Raw genomic sequence first — 16870 nt, 5'->3', positions numbered from 1 at the left:
GGCGATTAAACTTGTGCTGCAAGACAAGTGAACCGCATTCGCGTCAAAATGCATAAAATCGATATATTGGACAGACTGGGATTTAGGCGCGCTTTTGCAAATAATGGCGCGCCTTATATATTGCTGGTCGCGGTCCTTGTAATTTCTGCCATCTGTTTTGGACCGGGTATCGTCATGTCGGATACCATGACCAGATGGGCGGGCGCCTACACCGTTATCGGCAAGCTTGATATTCCGTGGGGCCTGGAACTTTGGCTGGCCCCGACGATGACGTGGTTTATGGTGCCATTTGCCGCTACGGAATTTGGTCCACCGTTATTTCTTATCGCACAAATCGCCTACTTAATGCTCGGGGGAGCGGCATGGATTCGTTTCTCCTCATGCCAGCGCCCATGGTGGGTCGGTTTCGTGTTTATGATTCCACTTATTTTCACTTACGCAAGCTTCATCGTCCCGGACGTTTGGACGCTAGCCGCGATCTTGGTCACCGTCGGTTGTTTTCAAGCGCTTGAGACATCAAGACGCACGCTTCCGCTTATCATCTTTTTTTTCTCTTGCATCGTTCTATTCGGTTTCCGCCAGAATTCGCTCGTCCTTGTGCCATTCATTTGGTTTTTCATCTGGCGACTCCGGCAAGTGACAAAAAGGGTAAAGGCAGGTATGTTCGCCATTACTGTTCTCGCCCTTTCTACGATAGCGCTGGTGCCCCCCTTTGTGGGATTCGTCGGTCCAGATAGTTCGGCGTCCGCACCTGCTTGGGAACTGGCTGGGGCAATCAGGATAGCGAAGGAAAACGGTATTCCCTTAGATTCAACATTGTCGCTCGAAGGTTTTGGTGACACGGAACTTGCCGCCAGTCGCCACTCATTTGTAACCATAAATCCCCTTATTTGGGGGAGCGACGCTGCAATTCCGACGATGGCCATAATGAACCAGTCAGCAGAGATAAAGTCTCGATGGCTGCAGATGATAATTAAGCACCCCATCATATACATTAAGACCAAACTCAGGATCTACGAATGCATGATGGGCCTTTGTGAAGGCGACATAATTGGAAGAACGACTTGCATGAAGCCGTGGCCTCAGTTGGAGGGACTCCTTCGCACATGTGACGGTTCTGGATCAAGTTCGAAGGTTTTAACAGCGGTAAATAAGATTCAGGAAACGACAGGCATACTATTCCTTCCCATAATTTGGATCCCGCTATCCGCCGCAATAATGTTTCTCAGTTGGAATACATATAGCCGGCACGATCGGATCTTGATCATTCTGGCAGCAGCATATTTTGGAAGCTTCTTTGTACTCAATCAAGCGGCGACGTTCAGATATTTCGTGCCAACGTATGTGGTGTTTGCAGCATATCAAGCCCGGTTTTTTCTTTCCTTACCCCGGACGTTAATGCGACGAAAGCACGGGTGATTGAATACGACATGACCAGTGGTCTTGCAATGGCAAATCCTAGTCCAACTATGATTTGAAAACTTCGCGTCGCGATGATGAGCAAACGGTGCTTGCACCGTTTCATATCGTACTAGTTTTATATGGAATCTAATGGCCGAAAACGCCATACGCAAACGTATGTCCGAACGCCTCGCTAGCCGTGAGAAACTCGGGCCTTGCCTGCTGCTAGCCGCGGTGCTCGCTCTGTCTTTTCTGGTCTTCGAGCCTGGCATCTCAATGTCAGATACCTTGGCTAGGTGGGCCGGCGCCTACACGATAGTCGGGAAACTCGAGATCCCCTGGGGACTTGAACTTTGGTTGGCCCCAACGATGACCTGGTTTATGGTCCCGTTCGCGGCAACTGAGTTCGCAGGGCCATACTTCCATGCCGCTCAAGTTTTTTGTCTGCTTTTGGGCGGCATTTCTTGGATCTATTTCACTTCCAGTGCCCGCCCGTGGTGGGTGGCAGTGCCTTTCATGATCCCGTTGGTCTTTGCCTATACGAGTTTCATCGTGCCGGATGTCTGGACGCTCACTGCGATTTTAGGGATTGTCGGCTCCCTATATGCATTAGAACGGTCGGCTCGTGTATTAGTAATATTCGTGTTTCCGCTATCTTGCGTGATCCTATTCGGCTTCAGACAGAATTCACTGGTGCTCCTGCCATTTGTGTGGTTGTTTATTGCAAAGCTGCAGAACGGATCAAAGGCCCTAAAATTTGCTCTGGCGGCAACGACTTTGGCGGCCTTGGGCGTCATCAACTGGGTCCCTTCCACGATCGGCTTCCAAGGTGCCACTAGTTCTGCAGCTGCGCCAGCGTGGGAACTCCTCGGAGCTATCAGTGTAGCGCGCGAGATTGGCATGGAACTGGACCCGGCGGTTACCTTTGACGGCATCGCCGACACGACCAAAGCCGTGGAAGAACACTCATTCGTCACGATTGACACCGTTCTTTGGGGTGAGAACGCAGCGATTCCGACGACGGCAATCATGGCTCACGCGGACGAAATCAAAAGCAGGTGGTTTCGGCTGATTCTCAGGCACCCCATGTTATATCTGCGGACGAAGGTGAGAATCTATAAATGTATGCTCGGATTGTGCCAAGGATACCTCCAGACCCGAATCGCATGCGTGAAGCCGTGGCCGGTGCTGCAGGATAACCTAGACACGTGTGTGCCCGACTCCAACGCCGCCAACGTGCTCAACAAGCTGAACCGTATTCAGGGGCCGGCACAAGCCGTACTGCTGCCAATTTTTTGGCTGCCCCTCTCTATCGTTGTTTTTTTCTTCGCATGGCGTGGGTATGGCCCGCACGACAGAATGGTGATCTGTCTGGCGACAGCGTACCTCGGTAGCTTCTTTCTGCTGAACCAAGCAGCATCGTTCCGATATCTACTCCCGACCTACGTAGTGTTCACCGCATACCAGATTCGGTTTCTACTCGAACTTCCATCAAGATTCAGAACGCGACATTCGTGAGCGGTGAGAGTACTTAGATTTTTCCTGGAAAATACTTCACCGATAGACCCGCCACAAGCCGTCTGATCGTTTACACGCGCGTTTCGAAGCATCGCCCCAGGGATGACACCCTTTTTCACCACATGAGTTAGCAGCGATCGAATTAAATGGCTTGAGGGCGAGGGCTTGCTACGGCAAGCCGTTGAACAAATCGCGCTTTTTAAAGAAAACGCCTATAAGCTTTTTGCAGATCGCATTTGTTGTGGTGGCCACAATCAATATTGAGGATAATCCGCCAGCCAAAGCACTCCAATACAAGTAGCGAAAATCGGAGGCTGGCGCAACAACAATATATGGAAAAATATAGAGCAGACCAGATGCGGATACCATAGCGACAACGAGGCCAACTCTCGCAGGCGACAAGATGGTTAATCCGATCAACAATTGGAGCGTGAGCAGAATAAGCCAGAACCAACCAACATATAGAAATGATCCGTTTGACCATGCCAGGATGCTGGAGACAACCGTCTTTGCACTTGTCGCGCCGGGGAAGCGATAATCAGAAACGTCTGGAACCCTTTTCTCGCCAGCGAAGTGCGTTTGCAGAATCCGACTGCGATCTTTATAGCTTTGAGGCCGCTCGTAGGCGTAATAACCTTCGCTCATTAGAAAATTAAAGACGGCAAATCGATGCTTCAAGTAGGCTGAAGGCTCATTGGAGATCGCATTCAACCAGCTAGCACGCAACTCGGCCTGAAAGCCAGCATCGGTGTTACGCGGCAACAAGGATGGCAAACCATCTAGACGACGCATTATAAGATTGTTTGCATTTCCCCATAAAATGGATTTAGCGTAGCCCTCGGCCACTTTATCCATACTATACCCAGGCGCCCTCTTTATATATTCTGGAAAATAGTCCACGCCACTTATGCTGGAAATTCCTGCAATATCATATAATTCTAAATACTGAATTGGATATCGCTTTTGCGCTTTGATATAGCCATATGATAAGACATGCACAGCTACAGCCACTGCCACTAGAATAAATATCGAGGCGATCGCAGAATATACCATCGTAGTGCGTTGCGAGAATCCGGGCTTGCGCTGCGTCAGGATCGTCCAAGACAACATCAATATAACGGGGAAAATCGCAAGTATTCCGTTCGTTCTCACGCCAAACGCGTAGGCCACTAGGCATACAGTTGCGATAGCTCTGAACGGCGATATGCGCTGTTGCATAAATGCCAGACTCACAAGTCCGCAAGCTAGAAACAGCGAAAATGAAAAGCCTACATCCTTCCACAACACCCCCGAAAAATTTATAACAATGGGAGTTGCGAGAAAGAGCGCAATAAAAGGGGTCCAGACGCCTAGTCGTGAAATCTCAAGAATCCTGGCCCAAAAAGCCGCGGCTATAGATAGCAGCAGCAGATGCAATATCAATAGAGATTCGACACTTCCCGTCGCTTCAATTAGTTGGGCCCACACCCACGCCATGAGCGGTGGGTGCCAATCCCAATAATTTTCGGACATCGCTTCGCGCAGCTGATCCGCGGAATCGTTGGAAAAAACTCCTGGATAAAATGCCGCAAGCGTCAGATACGCCGCCATCAAAAGAAGCAGGAAGAATATCCAGCGATGGAGACCGCGCCAATTGAGCAGAACGATCGCTGCTGCCAGCGCGAATCCAAGAAGAACAAACGACAACAATATGACCGGATACGTCAGCCCACCTTTGTAACTCGATCCCGGTACGACAATGACGTCTCTGATTTCATTCCGCTCAGAATAGAGGTCAACGATTTTCTCGTTGTTCTCCCATTTTAATTTGACAATTCCTGAATACGGGTTCGTCGCAAACTGCATCCGAGTGGGGCCCTTGAATTTCAAGGACGCGATCCCAGGCTGCATTAGATAGGAAATATAAATTCCGTCGCGCTGCACCCACGAAGAATCCATTTCAAAGCTGTCCCACGGAATTCTCGTATTTTCACCAATTTCAAATGCCCCGCGAAACCAAACCTCGGCACCATTTGAATTCGCGTCCTTTTTTCCAGTGGCATGGATCTCAACGCTGGTGACCGCCCCCGCGCCGGTCGGTCCAAGAAAACCAAAGCTGATCAGGGCGTGACCTAGAGCCCCGCAAAGTGCACCGAGAAACACCGCATGCAAGAAAAATAGAATGCTGGTTCGCAACAGGTCAACATTGAGCTGTTCGATTGCGCGATTCCAAAAGGAAACCATACCACCTAGTTCTTCGGTGAATAATAGTTCATACACGCTCTGACCAGAACTGCCAACACAGACAGATTGCCCTTGACGCTGGATATCTTTGTCGGAATCTCTCCTTTGGGATAGCGTCGTATCGTCGGAAGTTCGAGGCAGCGATAACCCACTTTTGGTACACGATAGGATAGATACGCCAGCAGCTCATAGGTCATGAACACATCCCGAAACGGCGCAACGCTGGGGTCCAGCAGCATTCGTCTGCTGTAGGCTCGGAAACCCTGGGTCGTATCCGTCCATTTAAAGCCCGAAAATAGGCTCAGCATAGGAGCATGGATATACCGTATAGCGAAATGTCGGGACATCGGCGTATTTTCTGCCACTCCCCCCGCGATAAAACGCGAGCCTTGGACAAAATCCACGCCTTGTTTCAAAGCTTCAATGAAACGCGGTATCGCTTCAGGATCGTCCTTATCGTTCCCGTCGATGGTGATGATCCCTTCATAGCCTTGATCGAGCGCGAAAGCATATACACAGCGTAATTGGGCGCTCAACTTGCCGGGCCCAGTTTTAACTAACAGGCCTTTGACTTCATAATTTTGCAGGGATTCCAGGTCCAGCGAGTTATCGGTACTACCCCCATCGACGATGACGATGTCTGCAATATTATGAATCTGGAGGGCGGCCATTCTCGTCAACAGACGCTTGATCCGGTCCCCCTCGTTAATAACAGGAATGGCGACGCACCAAGGATGCCTGCGGCCGCTCCATAGGGCCGTTAGAAATGCCGGTACCTGCCAACCCGCCCGCGATTCTGGTGAGACATTGAAGTTCATGTTGCTGTTGCCTTTAGCCCACCCGGGCCGTTATTAGGGCGACACCCGCGATCACCATTACAATACCGAGTGCAGTGGTCCAGGGAAACGGCTCTCGAAATATCGCTGCCGAGCACACGGCCACCGTTGCGATCGCACCCGCCGTCAGTACCGGGTGGGCCACATTGAGCGGCAGGCGGGCCAACGCAGCTGCATAAAGCAGGAAAGCCATTCCATATAGTGCGAGGCCGAGCCAAAAAGGCCAGTTTTGCAACGCGGCCATTGGCTCGCTGGGTGTCGGAAATTTGCGAGGCGGCGTCATCGCTATCTTGACCAGGACGCTGGCGGAGGCGTTTGCTGCAATGCCAAGAATCAAGACAAGCCACTTCATCCGCGAACCTCAGCAGCCTCGTCCCGGTAGTGCCGTACTGCCACGGCCAGTGCCCGCCCGATGGATGTCACGTGCGCTTCACTCTTGGTGGCCAGCATCTCGATGGAGACGACATGATTGGGCAAATATTTATTCAGAGCTGCGGCGACCTTGGCGTGATCCACTCCCCCATCACCCAGCGGTAGCAACTCTGGCTCGCTCGCATGGACGTGGTAAACATGGGATGCGCAATTTTGAAGGACTGTGGCTGGGTCTTCGCCATTGATGGCGAGCGCGCCCGTATCCAATTGCATCCCAATAGCTTGATGATCAACCAAGCGGACGACTTCCAGCGTTTCACCGCTAGAAGTCATAAAGTTGGCGCCGTAGCACGTCGGATTGGGCTCCAGGCAGATCCGCACACCATGGAAATGAGCGATGTCTCCAAGCCGTCTGAAAAAGGCCACCGCGGTGTCCATGGTTTCTTGATCGTCAAGTGCGGAACGGTCTCTGTTCTTCGGTGAACCGAAAACAATTCGTTTGGCGCCTAGGCCGGCGCCTATCCGACATACCGCCCCAAGATGACTGAGCATCGCGTCCTGCGATTCACGCGCGCCGAATAGATTCAAGCCGGTGGTGCCAAATAGCAAAGCCTGCATGCCCGTGAGTTCAATCCCGCGATCAGCCCACCACGTTCTTACGCGAGCGATGTCCTTGTCGGATGCCCTCCCGGGTTCCGCGAAATACTTGCCCGGAGCGACATCGATAGCATCAACCGCGTGCCGTTGTAGCAACGCCGCCACCAATTCGTCTTCACTGATATCCCAGGCGATATTGGAGATGGCCAGCCTCAAGATTTCACCCCCGAATCGGTCTTTAACGCAAGTGGCTCGGACTGCGCATATGCCCTGATTGCCTGAATCGTTTCACGAGCACCATACTGATAGAGACCCGCACTCCCAAAAGTCGCGGCGTGGATTGTCCGCATATCGTAGGTGGCCGGCGTCCCGGGCAGCACCTGGTCAAACAGCTTCCCGAAGCCCTCCTTGGACACCTCGGCCACGCTGACAGGTTCTGCAGTGAGGTGAAGGAGTTTCACGCCGGCCTTAAGCGCTGTTTGGATGTCGTACCAGAGGTTCACCATGGGGTAAAACTGGAATACTCCACGGCTCTCGATGGCGTTCAGGTTATTCGTGTTCAGAAAATCATAAACAACGTTCTTGCGAAGCCCCGGGCCCACAAGCCCAGGTAGGCGCACAATAAGATGAGCCGGAAAGTGGTGCTCAACAAATTTCTCGAGCAATCGGCGATGCAGACCATATGCATGTAGCCCCGATTCCACCACGGGCGTCGCTTCGTCCACCCCTATCGGCTCTTTAAATACGTCGACCGTGCTTATCAAAACAAACGTTTTGCATTGGATGGTTTTCAGGTGCGCGATCAGTCCCTCGATCTTTCGCAAATCGGCCTCGGGCTCTCGATTGGCGATCCACTTCTGAGCCGGAGCGCCGGCACACACCACTGTATCGAACGACTGCCCCTCGATGGTGGCGATGTTTGTGGAACGAAAACACGCATCAAAGGACGCCTGTTTGAGAAGCGTGGATCCGACGAAGCCCGAATATCCGATTAACGCATTATTCATCTCGATACTCCAAATATGGCGCTCTCGGCGATTGCCGTAGAAGGGAAAGCCTCGGCATCCAGTTTTTCGAGAACGTCGTATATGTTGTCAACTTTTCCGCCCAGCACAGAATAGCAGCCGGGAAGTTCCGAGTGCTTTTCGAACAAGATTGGCCTCCCGTCGTCACCCTCGTTCTTCATCAGGACAGTCTTGATCTCGAACAACGATTCAACGTATGTAGCTTCGAGCACCGCAGGCAGATATCTCCCTACATCCCGAACCATGCGCTCCACTCGCGTGGCGCGTTCGTAGCGCTCTAGCCTGTCGTAAGGATTGATACCTTGTTCATCGTTCCAATGCATGTGAGGCGTATAACGCACATGTGAAAGCGTATGCAATCCTCGCGCCGGAAAGGGCATCATCGAGAAGAATGGACCGTCCATGACCGTGATGCCCAGACCCTCGAGTTCGGGTGGGGCCTTCATCAATGCCATCTCCGTTATTTCCTGTTTGAGACGCGTCCTGGTGCCGGGAAAATCCCCCGTGAACTGATTCAGTCCGCTGTATGTGCAGTTGAAGACATACTGGGAACTTAGAAACGTTTCAGCGCCATCTGCGCGCGTCATTGCCACCTTCAGGTCACCCTTTGGTCCCTTGGATACTGAGGTCACTTGGGTCTGAAGATGGACATGCACGCCACAGTGCTCCAGCTCTCTCGTCGCCCAACTTGCCAATTTGGTCGAGTCAAAAGCGTATTCACGGACCAGAAATACATCCTCGATTAAGTTTGGCTCGAACAAGGCTCGAAGCGACGACTCCGCAGGCTGAATGCTTGCGCCAATCTCACGGCAAAATCGTTCAAATTGTTTGGCAGTGACCTTGGAGTTGCGGCGCGCGATAGCATAAAGCTTAGTAAAATCTTGAGTTACCGCCTCGGGCCAGTCCTGGACAAATTTTGGCAGATTAACGCGGCTCCGATACGCCGTCGTGAAACTGCGCGGATAATGGTACCCGTTGTGAACGCGAGCTTGATTATTATACGAAGCACGCTTCAGCAGTGCGGATTCTCGCTCCACCAGCACGATACGCTTGAATCCGCGCTGCTTCGCCAAATATATGGCAATGGCAGCTCCGTAGAATCCGCCACCTACAACGATGGCATCTTGTTTATCGTCTATGGTTGGCATTTAGCGATCCGCTCGGACCCATCGTCCGACGCGCCTACCGGAGTGGTTCTAATCTCCTCGATATTCAACTTTTCACGCCTGGTCATACGAGCGCTCGTAAATTCCTGCCCAACATGATAAAGCGGCCCTTCATTTGACAGGCTAACCATTTGCAGGATGTATTCGCCAAGTACCAGAAGGACCAAAGAGATAAGGAAGAACATCCCTGATTGCTGGAGCGACAGGCTAATCCAGCCAGGCGCAACGTCGGGCTTCAGCAATCCAACAACGAGGACGTAGATGGAATATAAAAGATTCGCGACAGCGCCAAATAACGATAATGAGGTAACGATACGCATCGGCGCACGCGTACTGGACACCATCAACCGCATTCCTCGGTCCACACTTTCGCCCAGTCGCTTGGTGTGCGCAACCTTCGGTTCTGCGCTGTAATTCAAGTTAACACGCGCGAATCCTCCAGTTGCCGGGAGATGCCGATACGTCATCGCCGGTTGAGAATGTTGAAGAATAAAGTTAACGACTCGTTTACTCAAAACTCTATATTGGGGCGCTTCTTTGGCGAGATGAATGCCGTTGAAGCGCTTATATAGCCCGTTGAACATGGCATACGACAATCGATAGGCGACCGACTGAGGGACCTTTCGCTGATTATTGGCAAACACCACGTCGGCGCCGCTGACTGCCTTTTCAAGCATTTCCGGCAGAAATTCCACACTGTCGGCCAAGGGATCAATAACGGCAACGAAATCGCCCAGTGCATTTTCCAGGCCAACCCAAGACGCAGTGTCTGCGTCGACCTCCTTGGTCAACGCATATATTTGCAAATTAGGAAGACCGCGTTCCCCCGTAAGCGTTTTAAGCACGGAAACGCTGTCGTCGCTGGAGGCGTTATCGACGATAATAATTTCATAGTCACTAACCAGCGACGCAATGCAGGACGCAGCATTGGTTAGTATTTTTTCAAGATCGTTCGAACGGTTCCGCACCACGAAAACGATCGACATGAAAATCGGAAAAAAGGCCATCAATACCCCATTGAACGCTACTACCAAATTGGCTTGCACCAATAATTGGAAACCGCGGGAATTTTACCTTACCTGATAGCCGAAAGTGCCTCGCCAGTAGAAACATAAGCGGCGAATTAAGCAATTAATTTACCAATTTCATCCTCGGAGTGGATCGGATTTGATACGACAAATATCGTGATTGACCCAGCCGACGATGTTGCCCTGTTTAACGGATCAGGTGACCTGTAAATGAATCGAAGCGGTGGCTGGCCGACGCTGCATTGAACAGTTCGCCCGATGTCAACGACCTTCCCGGCTGCGTGCTGGTGCGCAGCGATGAGCAATGACTCATGCAAACATGCATTGACGCGTCGTAAAGGCGCGGTTTACGAGTCAAGTTGACTTAGTCACTTCCTCGAAGCGCGCCCGATATGAAGTCGGATGCAGTCCAAGCGCACAGCACCATGCCTCAACCTATTGGCAAACGGCTCCACGTTCCGACTAAAACTGCCGTTCAAAACGATCTTAACGGGCGGATCAGTTCACCCCAGCCGCATGCGCCTGCTCATCCGCGTGGTACGAAGACCGCACCATCGCGCCCACCGCCGCATGCGAGAACCCCATCGCATAAGCCTCACGCTCGAACATCGCGAACGTGTCCGGATGCACATACCGCAGCACCGGCAGGTGGTGTTCCGACGGCTGCAGATATTGGCCGATCGTCAGCATGTCGACATTGTGGTCGCGCATATCCCGCATCACCTGCAGGATTTCCTCGTCGGTCTCGCCCAGGCCCAGCATCAGGCCGGACTTGGTGGGCACTTCCGGATGCAGCTTCTTGAACTCGGCCAGCAGCTTCAGCGAGTGCATGTAGTCCGAACCCGGACGTGCCTGCTTGTACAGGCGCGGCACGGTTTCCAGGTTGTGGTTCATGACGTCCGGGGGACCCGCGTTCAGGATGGTCAGCGCGCGGTCCAGGCGGCCGCGGAAGTCGGGGACCAGCACCTCGATGCGGGTGGTAGGCGACAGTTCGCGGATATGCGTGATGCAGTCGACGAAGTGGCCGGCGCCGCCGTCGCGCAGGTCGTCGCGGTCGACCGAGGTGATCACCACGTAGGACAGCTTCATGGCGGCGATGGTGCGCGCCAGGTTTTCGGGCTCTTTGGTGTCCAGCGGGTCGGGCCGGCCGTGGCCCACGTCACAGAACGGGCAGCGGCGCGTGCACTTGTCGCCCATGATCATGAACGTGGCCGTGCCCTTGCCGAAGCACTCGCCGATGTTCGGGCACGAGGCCTCTTCACAGACCGTGTGCAGGTTGTGTTCGCGCAGGATGCGCTTGATGTCGTAGAAGCGTGAACCGGGCGCGGCGGCCTTCACGCGGATCCATTCAGGCTTCTTCAGGCGCTCGGCCGGAATGATCTTGATGGGAATGCGCGCCGTCTTGGCCTGCGATTTCTGCTTTTGCGTCGGGTCGTAGACCGCCTCCGCGGGCGCGGCGGTGGATTCGTTCGAGGGCACAGGAGACTCGGCGAGCGTGGACATGGGACACCTTCGTGACCGGCGCGCAAAACGGCCGGGTCTGGGAGAAAACAGGCATTTTACCCTTCGCGGCCCGATCCGATGCGGGAACGTTCTGAGCCCCCGGGGCAACCGGAGCCGTGCAGTGCGGCCGGCGGTTCGGGCGAACGCGAGCCGTTCAGTGCGTCCGGCGCCCCCTGGCATCCGCAGCCCTGGGTTATCGTCTGGCCTGACGTATTTCCAGCCTTTGCCATGCCTTCCCTGCCCTTGCCCGCCCCAATCGCCGTGATTGCCGCCCGTCTCGATGCCGGCCCGACCGCCCGCGCTTTGCAGGCCTGCAGTGAACGCGTCGCGTCAGCGGGTTACTACCTGTCCGTCGGCCCCTGGCACGAGGCCGCCGGCCTCGCCCTGCTGGACGGGCTGCGACCGGCGGCGGCCCTGGTGATTGGCCCCGTGGACACGCCCGCCCTGCGCACCGCCCTCAGCGCGCTCGAGGTCCCCATCGTCGAAACCTGGATCGCCTGCCCGCAGACGCTGGACAGCGCGGTCGCCATCGACAACGCCGAAGCCGGCCGCATGGCGGCCCGGCATCTGGCCGAAAAGCGCCATCCGCGTGTCGCCTGCATCAGCGCCGACACGCCGTGGGAGCGTGCCCGCCGAGAGGGCTTCATCAGCAGCGCGGCCGCGTTGGGACTGGAACTGGTTGCGGACATCGTCCAACCGGAAGTCCAGCACATGAACGACGGGCGCATGGCGTTCCTGCGCCTGTTGGCCACCAATACGATCTTCGATGCGGTGTTCTGCACGTCCGACCTGCTGGCGGCCGCCGCCGTGTCGGAGGCGCACAACCGCGATCTGCAGGTACCGCAGGATCTGGCGGTGCTGGGGTTCTCGGACGACGGCAGCGCGGTGCAGTGGGTGCAGGGCCTGACCACGCTGGGCGTGGACGCCGCCGAGCTGGGCCGGCGGGCCGGTCAGCTGTTGCTGGACCGGCTGGACGGCGAACGAGGCGCCGGGCAGCACGACATGATGGACGTGGTGTTCGATGCGCGCCTGAGCACCTGAGGCGCGTGAGGCTGGTCTACGCTTCGTACAGCGCCGGAAAGCCGCAGTCCTGCAGCATGCCGTTGGCTTCCTTCAAAAATGCGGGCGTCGCGGTTTCCGGGACGCGGACCAGCCATTGCACGGCTTCCTCTTTCTTGCCTTGCAACAGCAGCATCCGACCCAGGTGGAACATGCCGCGGAAGTCGCCGCCCTCAGCGCAGCGCCGGTAGCAGTCGAACGCGCGCTCCAGGTCTTGCGGGACCACGTCGCCGGCCTCGTGATAACGGGCCACGACGCCAATCGACTTCACGTGGCCGGCCTGCGCGGCCTGCTGGTACAGCGCCAACGCCGCGGCCTGGTTCTGCGTCACGCCGCCCCGGCCCGTGCGCAGCATATGGGCGTAGTTGTACAGCCCCCAATCCAGCCCCGTGTCGGCGGCGCGGCGGAACCAGTACGCCGCGACCGTATCGTCGGCCGCCACGCCCCAGCCGTTTTCATAGCAGCGTCCCACCATGTTGATGGCCATGGGGTGATCAGCGTGAGCGGCGCGCTTGAACCAGGCCAGTCCCTCCGCGGGCTGGCGCTCGACGCCCACGCCGTCCAGCAGCATCTGTCCGTAGATGGTCTGCGCCTCGGTCAGCCCCAGGTCGGCGGCGGCGCGGATCCATGCGGCGTATTCCTCTGGCGGTCCGGATTCGCGCAGACGGGCAAGCTGTTCGGGCGTGGTGGCGGCGACCTCGGCCGCGGTGTAGGTCTTCAATTTGCGTTCCTTCGGCGTTGCCAGGCGTGCGCAAGATTCTGCGCCAGCGCATCGCCCGTCTCGGTGGGCGTGCGCCGCACCCCACAGGCCGCCATGTCGACGGTGCGCAAGCCTTCGTAACCACAGGGATTGATGCCCAGGAACGGCGCCAGATCCATCTCGACGTTCAGCGACACGCCATGGTACGCGCGGCCGTTGCGGATCTTGATGCCCAGCGCGGCGATCTTGGCCAGCTCGCCGCCTTCGGGATGCGGCACATAGACGCCCGGCGCGCCGGGCTTGCGACAGGCCCCGTCCACACCCAACTGCTCGAGCGTGTCGATGACGGCCGATTCCAGCAACGCCACGTATTCCTTCACGTACATGTCGGCGCGGCGCAGGTCGAACAGCGCGTAGGCCATGACCTGGCCGGGGCCGTGATAAGTCACCTGGCCGCCGCGGTCGCAATGCACGATGGGAATGTTGCCGGGATTGAGCACGTGTTCCGGCAAGCCCGCCTGGCCCAGCGTGTAGATCGGCGGATGCTCGCACAGCCAGATTTCATCCGGCGTGTTGTCGTCGCGCTGGCTGGTGTACGCCTGCATGTCCTGCCAGACCGGCAGATAGTCCGCCGGCCGCGCGAGCCACTTGATCACAGCGGTCTTGCCTTACAGGACGATGGACACCATGGGGTGGCCATGCAGCGCCCGGTACAGCGCATCCAGTTGCTCGCGCGAGGTGGCGCGCACCGTGAAGGTCAGGCCGAGGTAGTTGCCGCCCTTGCTGGGGCGCATTTCCACCGTCGCGGCGTCGAACTCGGGATCGAACTGCAGCACGACCTCGGTCAGCGTCTGCGCAAACTCGGGATGCTGCTTGCCCATGACCTTGATGGGAAAGTCGCTGGGATATTCGATCAAAGAATCTTCGGGCGGAATGTTCATGATGTGCCTAAAAAGAGTTGCCCCTGAATGTTCTTATATGGGGGCAAGCGGCGTGCCGGCAAGTGCCGGCGGGCGCCGTTGGGGCGGACGGCCGGCCCGCATGCATTGCAGGCAGGCCGCCCCGCGCCAGGACTACAGCGCGGCGATGCGGGCATCATAACCCGCACGCAATTGCTCAAAAACAGGGCCAGGCTTGCCCGTACCCACGGGTTTGCCGTCCAGCGAGACGATGGCCAGCACTTCCTTGGTAGCGGACGACAGCATCAGCTCGTCGGCCTGCTCCACTTCTTCTTGCGAGATCCGGCGCGACTCGAACGGGATGCCGGCCTCGGCGGCCAGTTCGCCCATCAGGCCGTAGCGGATGCCTTCGAGGATCAGGTTGTTCTTGGGCGGGGCCAGCAGCTTGCCGCCGGAGACCACCCAGATATTGGTGGACGCGCCTTCTGTCAGGTAGCCGTCGCGGAACTGCAGGACCTCGTCGACGTGGGCGTCCACGGCCTGCTGCTTGGCCAGCACGTTGCCCAGCAAGGACACGGACTTGATCTCGCAGTGCAGCCAGCGCTCGTCGGGGATGCTGATGGCGGACAGGCCTTGTTCGCGCTGCGTGGCAGGCGGCGGGGACCAGGGCGCGATCATGCCGAACACCGTGGGCGTGACGGCCGGCATGGGGAACGGATGGTCGCGCTTGGCAACGCCGCGCGTCACCTGCAGGTAGACGGTGCAGGTGTCGAGGTTGGAGCGGTCGAGCAGCTGCTGGATCAGGTCGATCCACCCGCTGCGGTCGAACGGCGGCGCGATGCGCAAGGCAGCCAGGCTGCGATCAAGGCGGTCGAGGTGTTCGGCCATGCGAAACGCATTGCCTTGGTACACGGGGACGACTTCGTAGATGCCGTCGCCGAAAATGAAGCCGCGGTCCAGGACGGAGACCTTGGCCTCGTCCACGCGCAGGAATTCACCGTTGAGATACACCTGGCTTTCGCCCGGCACGCCCGGAATCATGAGGCACTCCTGAATTTGAAATGGAACAGGGACGAGCCGCGCGGCTCGCCCCCGAAGAATGCAAAACGGGCGTTTCGCGCACGAAACGCCCGCTGCTAGCTTACACCCGCGGCTGCGGCCGCGGGGCGCCGATTTACTGGAACCAGCGCTTGACGGTGTCGACCATGCGGCCAAAGAAGCCCGCACGTTCGACGGCGTCCTGCACCACCAGCGGTTCGGTGCGCAGCACCTTGCCGTCCAGCGTGAATTGCAGCGTGCCGACCTGCTGGCCCTTGGCCAGCGGGGCGATGAGCGGATCGGTGCGCTGCGCGACCGGCTTCAATTCACCCGCCTTGCCGCGCGGCACGGCGATGGACACCGGGTTGGGCGGACCGAGCTTGACGTTTTCGGCGGTGCCTTCCCAGACGCGGGCGTCGATGCCGGGCTGGCTCTTGTCGAACAGCTTGACCGTGTCGAAGTTCTGGAAGCTCCAGTTCAGGAGCTTGAGGCTTTCTTCGGCGCGCGTCGCTTCGCTGTCGGTGCCCACCACGACCACCAGGATGCGGCGATCACCGCGCACGGCCGTCGACACCAGGCAGTAGCCGGCCGAATCCGTGTGACCGGTCTTCATGCCGTCCACCGACGGGTCAGCCCACAGCAGGCGGTTGCGGTTGGGCTGCGTGATCTTGTTGTAGGTGTAGCTCTTCTGCTTGTAGTAGTGGAAGAAGTCCGGGTGATCGGTGATCAGGTGCGCGGACAGCGTGGCCAGATCGCGCGTGGAGGTCATGTGCTGCGGATCGGGCAGACCCGTGGCATTCATGAAGTGCGTGTTCTTCATGCCCAGGCGATCGGCTTCCTGGTTCATCAGCGCGGCAAACGCGGACTCGCTGCCGCCCACGGCTTCGGCCAGCGCCACCGAGGCGTCGTTGCCCGACTGCACGATCATGCCCTGGTTCAGTTCGTCCACCGTGACCGGCTTGCGCGGTTCGATGAACATGCGCGAGCCGCCCGTGCGCCAGGCGTGCTCGGACACCGGCACGGTCTGCTCGAGCGTCAGGCGCTTTTCTTCCAGTGCGTTGAACACGACGTAGGCCGTCATGATCTTGGTGAGCGAGGCCGGCTCGACCTTCATGTCGGGATTCGAAGCGGCCAGCGTCTGACCGCTGTTCACGTCGACGACGATCCAGGCCTTGGCCGCGATGGTGGGCGCCGGGACGGCCGAGACGTCGCCGACGGGCACCGCGCCGGTCGGCGACGGAGCCGGTGCCGTCGCGGCCGGCGCGGCGGCGGGTGCGGCTGGCGCCTGCTGCGCCCAAGCTGGCAGGGAGGCCGCCAGCATCGCTGACAACACCGCGCCTGAAATGATGCGACGGGTAAAGACAACGGGGGATTGAGCGGAGTGAGGCAATTTCTTCATCGGCAACGTGGGTCCAGGAATGACGCCCGCCGGCGCGGGGCAAGTGGCTGACAATTATAGGCAGTCGATCAGACCCATCCCGGCCGCGTGGGGTTCCCTGCGCGCC

16 protein-coding genes are annotated in these 16870 nt (G+C 57.2%); 3 read left to right on the top strand and 13 right to left on the bottom strand.

Annotated elements, in window-relative coordinates; genetic code table 11:
* Nucleotides 1-27: 27 nt before the first annotated feature.
* Nucleotides 28-1419 carry a hypothetical protein gene (locus KW836_RS04410; protein WP_218342541.1) on the top strand — a complete coding sequence of 464 codons (1392 nt, stop codon included), beginning with the start codon at nt 28-30 and terminating at the stop codon, nt 1417-1419.
* A 159-nt stretch (nt 1420-1578) separates the two neighbouring features.
* Nucleotides 1579-2919, top strand: coding sequence for a hypothetical protein (locus KW836_RS04405; protein ID WP_218342540.1), 1341 nt, complete (start codon nt 1579-1581; stop codon nt 2917-2919).
* Between the two features lie 168 nt (nt 2920-3087).
* Here KW836_RS04405 and KW836_RS04400 read toward each other — a convergent pair whose 3' ends face one another.
* From KW836_RS04400 to lipA, 8 genes are all read right to left on the bottom strand, one after another.
* Nucleotides 3088-5142, bottom strand: a complete 2055-nt coding sequence (locus KW836_RS04400; protein WP_218342539.1) for a hypothetical protein — start codon at nt 5140-5142, stop codon at nt 3088-3090.
* 5 nt (nt 5143-5147) lie between these two features.
* Nucleotides 5148-5960, bottom strand: a complete 813-nt coding sequence (locus KW836_RS04395; RefSeq protein WP_218342538.1) for a glycosyltransferase family 2 protein — start codon at nt 5958-5960, stop codon at nt 5148-5150.
* A gap of 13 nt (nt 5961-5973) precedes the next feature.
* Nucleotides 5974-6330 carry an EamA family transporter gene (locus KW836_RS04390; protein WP_218342537.1) on the bottom strand — a complete coding sequence of 119 codons (357 nt, stop codon included), beginning with the start codon at nt 6328-6330 and terminating at the stop codon, nt 5974-5976.
* Nucleotides 6327-7163 (bottom strand): sugar phosphate isomerase/epimerase, encoded by an 837-nt coding sequence (locus KW836_RS04385; protein WP_218342536.1) that lies wholly within the window; start codon nt 7161-7163, stop codon nt 6327-6329. The genes KW836_RS04390 and KW836_RS04385 overlap by 4 nt, the downstream gene beginning before the upstream one ends.
* Nucleotides 7160-7954 (bottom strand): pyridine nucleotide transhydrogenase, encoded by a 795-nt coding sequence (locus KW836_RS04380; protein WP_218342535.1) that lies wholly within the window; start codon nt 7952-7954, stop codon nt 7160-7162. The genes KW836_RS04385 and KW836_RS04380 overlap by 4 nt, the downstream gene beginning before the upstream one ends.
* Nucleotides 7951-9120: an FAD-dependent oxidoreductase gene (locus tag KW836_RS04375; RefSeq protein ID WP_218342534.1), complete on the bottom strand. Its 1170-nt coding sequence runs from the start codon at nt 9118-9120 to the stop codon at nt 7951-7953. Before KW836_RS04375 ends, KW836_RS04380 begins: the two co-directional genes overlap by 4 nt.
* Nucleotides 9108-10184, bottom strand: a complete 1077-nt coding sequence (locus KW836_RS04370; RefSeq protein WP_370632981.1) for a glycosyltransferase — start codon at nt 10182-10184, stop codon at nt 9108-9110. Before KW836_RS04370 ends, KW836_RS04375 begins: the two co-directional genes overlap by 13 nt.
* Nucleotides 10185-10664: 480 nt before the next feature.
* Entirely contained in the window at nt 10665-11669 is a 1005-nt protein-coding gene (gene lipA, locus KW836_RS04365; RefSeq protein ID WP_175136877.1) for a lipoyl synthase, read from the bottom strand.
* A gap of 228 nt (nt 11670-11897) precedes the next feature.
* Here lipA and KW836_RS04360 point away from each other — a divergent pair, with 228 nt between their 5' ends.
* The gene (locus KW836_RS04360; protein WP_218342533.1) at nt 11898-12710 is read left to right on the top strand and encodes a substrate-binding domain-containing protein; all 813 of its coding nucleotides are present in this window, start codon (nt 11898-11900) and stop codon (nt 12708-12710) included.
* A 16-nt stretch (nt 12711-12726) separates the two neighbouring features.
* Here KW836_RS04360 and KW836_RS04355 read toward each other — a convergent pair whose 3' ends face one another.
* The 5 genes from KW836_RS04355 to KW836_RS04335 all read right to left on the bottom strand — a co-directional run bounded on the left by KW836_RS04355 (nt 12727) and on the right by KW836_RS04335 (nt 16764).
* Complete coding sequence (locus KW836_RS04355) at nt 12727-13449, bottom strand: tetratricopeptide repeat protein (protein ID WP_218342532.1); 723 nt, start codon at nt 13447-13449, stop codon at nt 12727-12729.
* On the bottom strand, nt 13446-14084 hold the full coding sequence (gene lipB, locus KW836_RS04350) for a lipoyl(octanoyl) transferase LipB (protein ID WP_218342531.1): 639 nt from the start codon (nt 14082-14084) through the stop codon (nt 13446-13448). Before lipB ends, KW836_RS04355 begins: the two co-directional genes overlap by 4 nt.
* 12 nt (nt 14085-14096) lie before the next feature.
* The gene (locus KW836_RS04345; RefSeq protein ID WP_175185922.1) at nt 14097-14372 is read right to left on the bottom strand and encodes a YbeD family protein; all 276 of its coding nucleotides are present in this window, start codon (nt 14370-14372) and stop codon (nt 14097-14099) included.
* 129 nt (nt 14373-14501) lie between these two features.
* On the bottom strand, nt 14502-15368 hold the full coding sequence (locus KW836_RS04340; RefSeq protein ID WP_218342530.1) for a D-amino acid aminotransferase: 867 nt from the start codon (nt 15366-15368) through the stop codon (nt 14502-14504).
* A gap of 133 nt (nt 15369-15501) precedes the next feature.
* Nucleotides 15502-16764 carry a D-alanyl-D-alanine carboxypeptidase family protein gene (locus KW836_RS04335; RefSeq protein WP_175124881.1) on the bottom strand — a complete coding sequence of 421 codons (1263 nt, stop codon included), beginning with the start codon at nt 16762-16764 and terminating at the stop codon, nt 15502-15504.
* Between the last annotated feature and the right edge of the window lie 106 nt (nt 16765-16870).

Source organism: Achromobacter sp. ACM05 (assembly GCF_019218915.1).
GTDB classification, from domain to species: Bacteria; Pseudomonadota; Gammaproteobacteria; order Burkholderiales; family Burkholderiaceae_B; genus Achromobacter; species Achromobacter animicus.
Note: the sequence above shows the minus strand (reverse complement) of the source record. Positions and strands in the feature narration are given on the sequence as shown.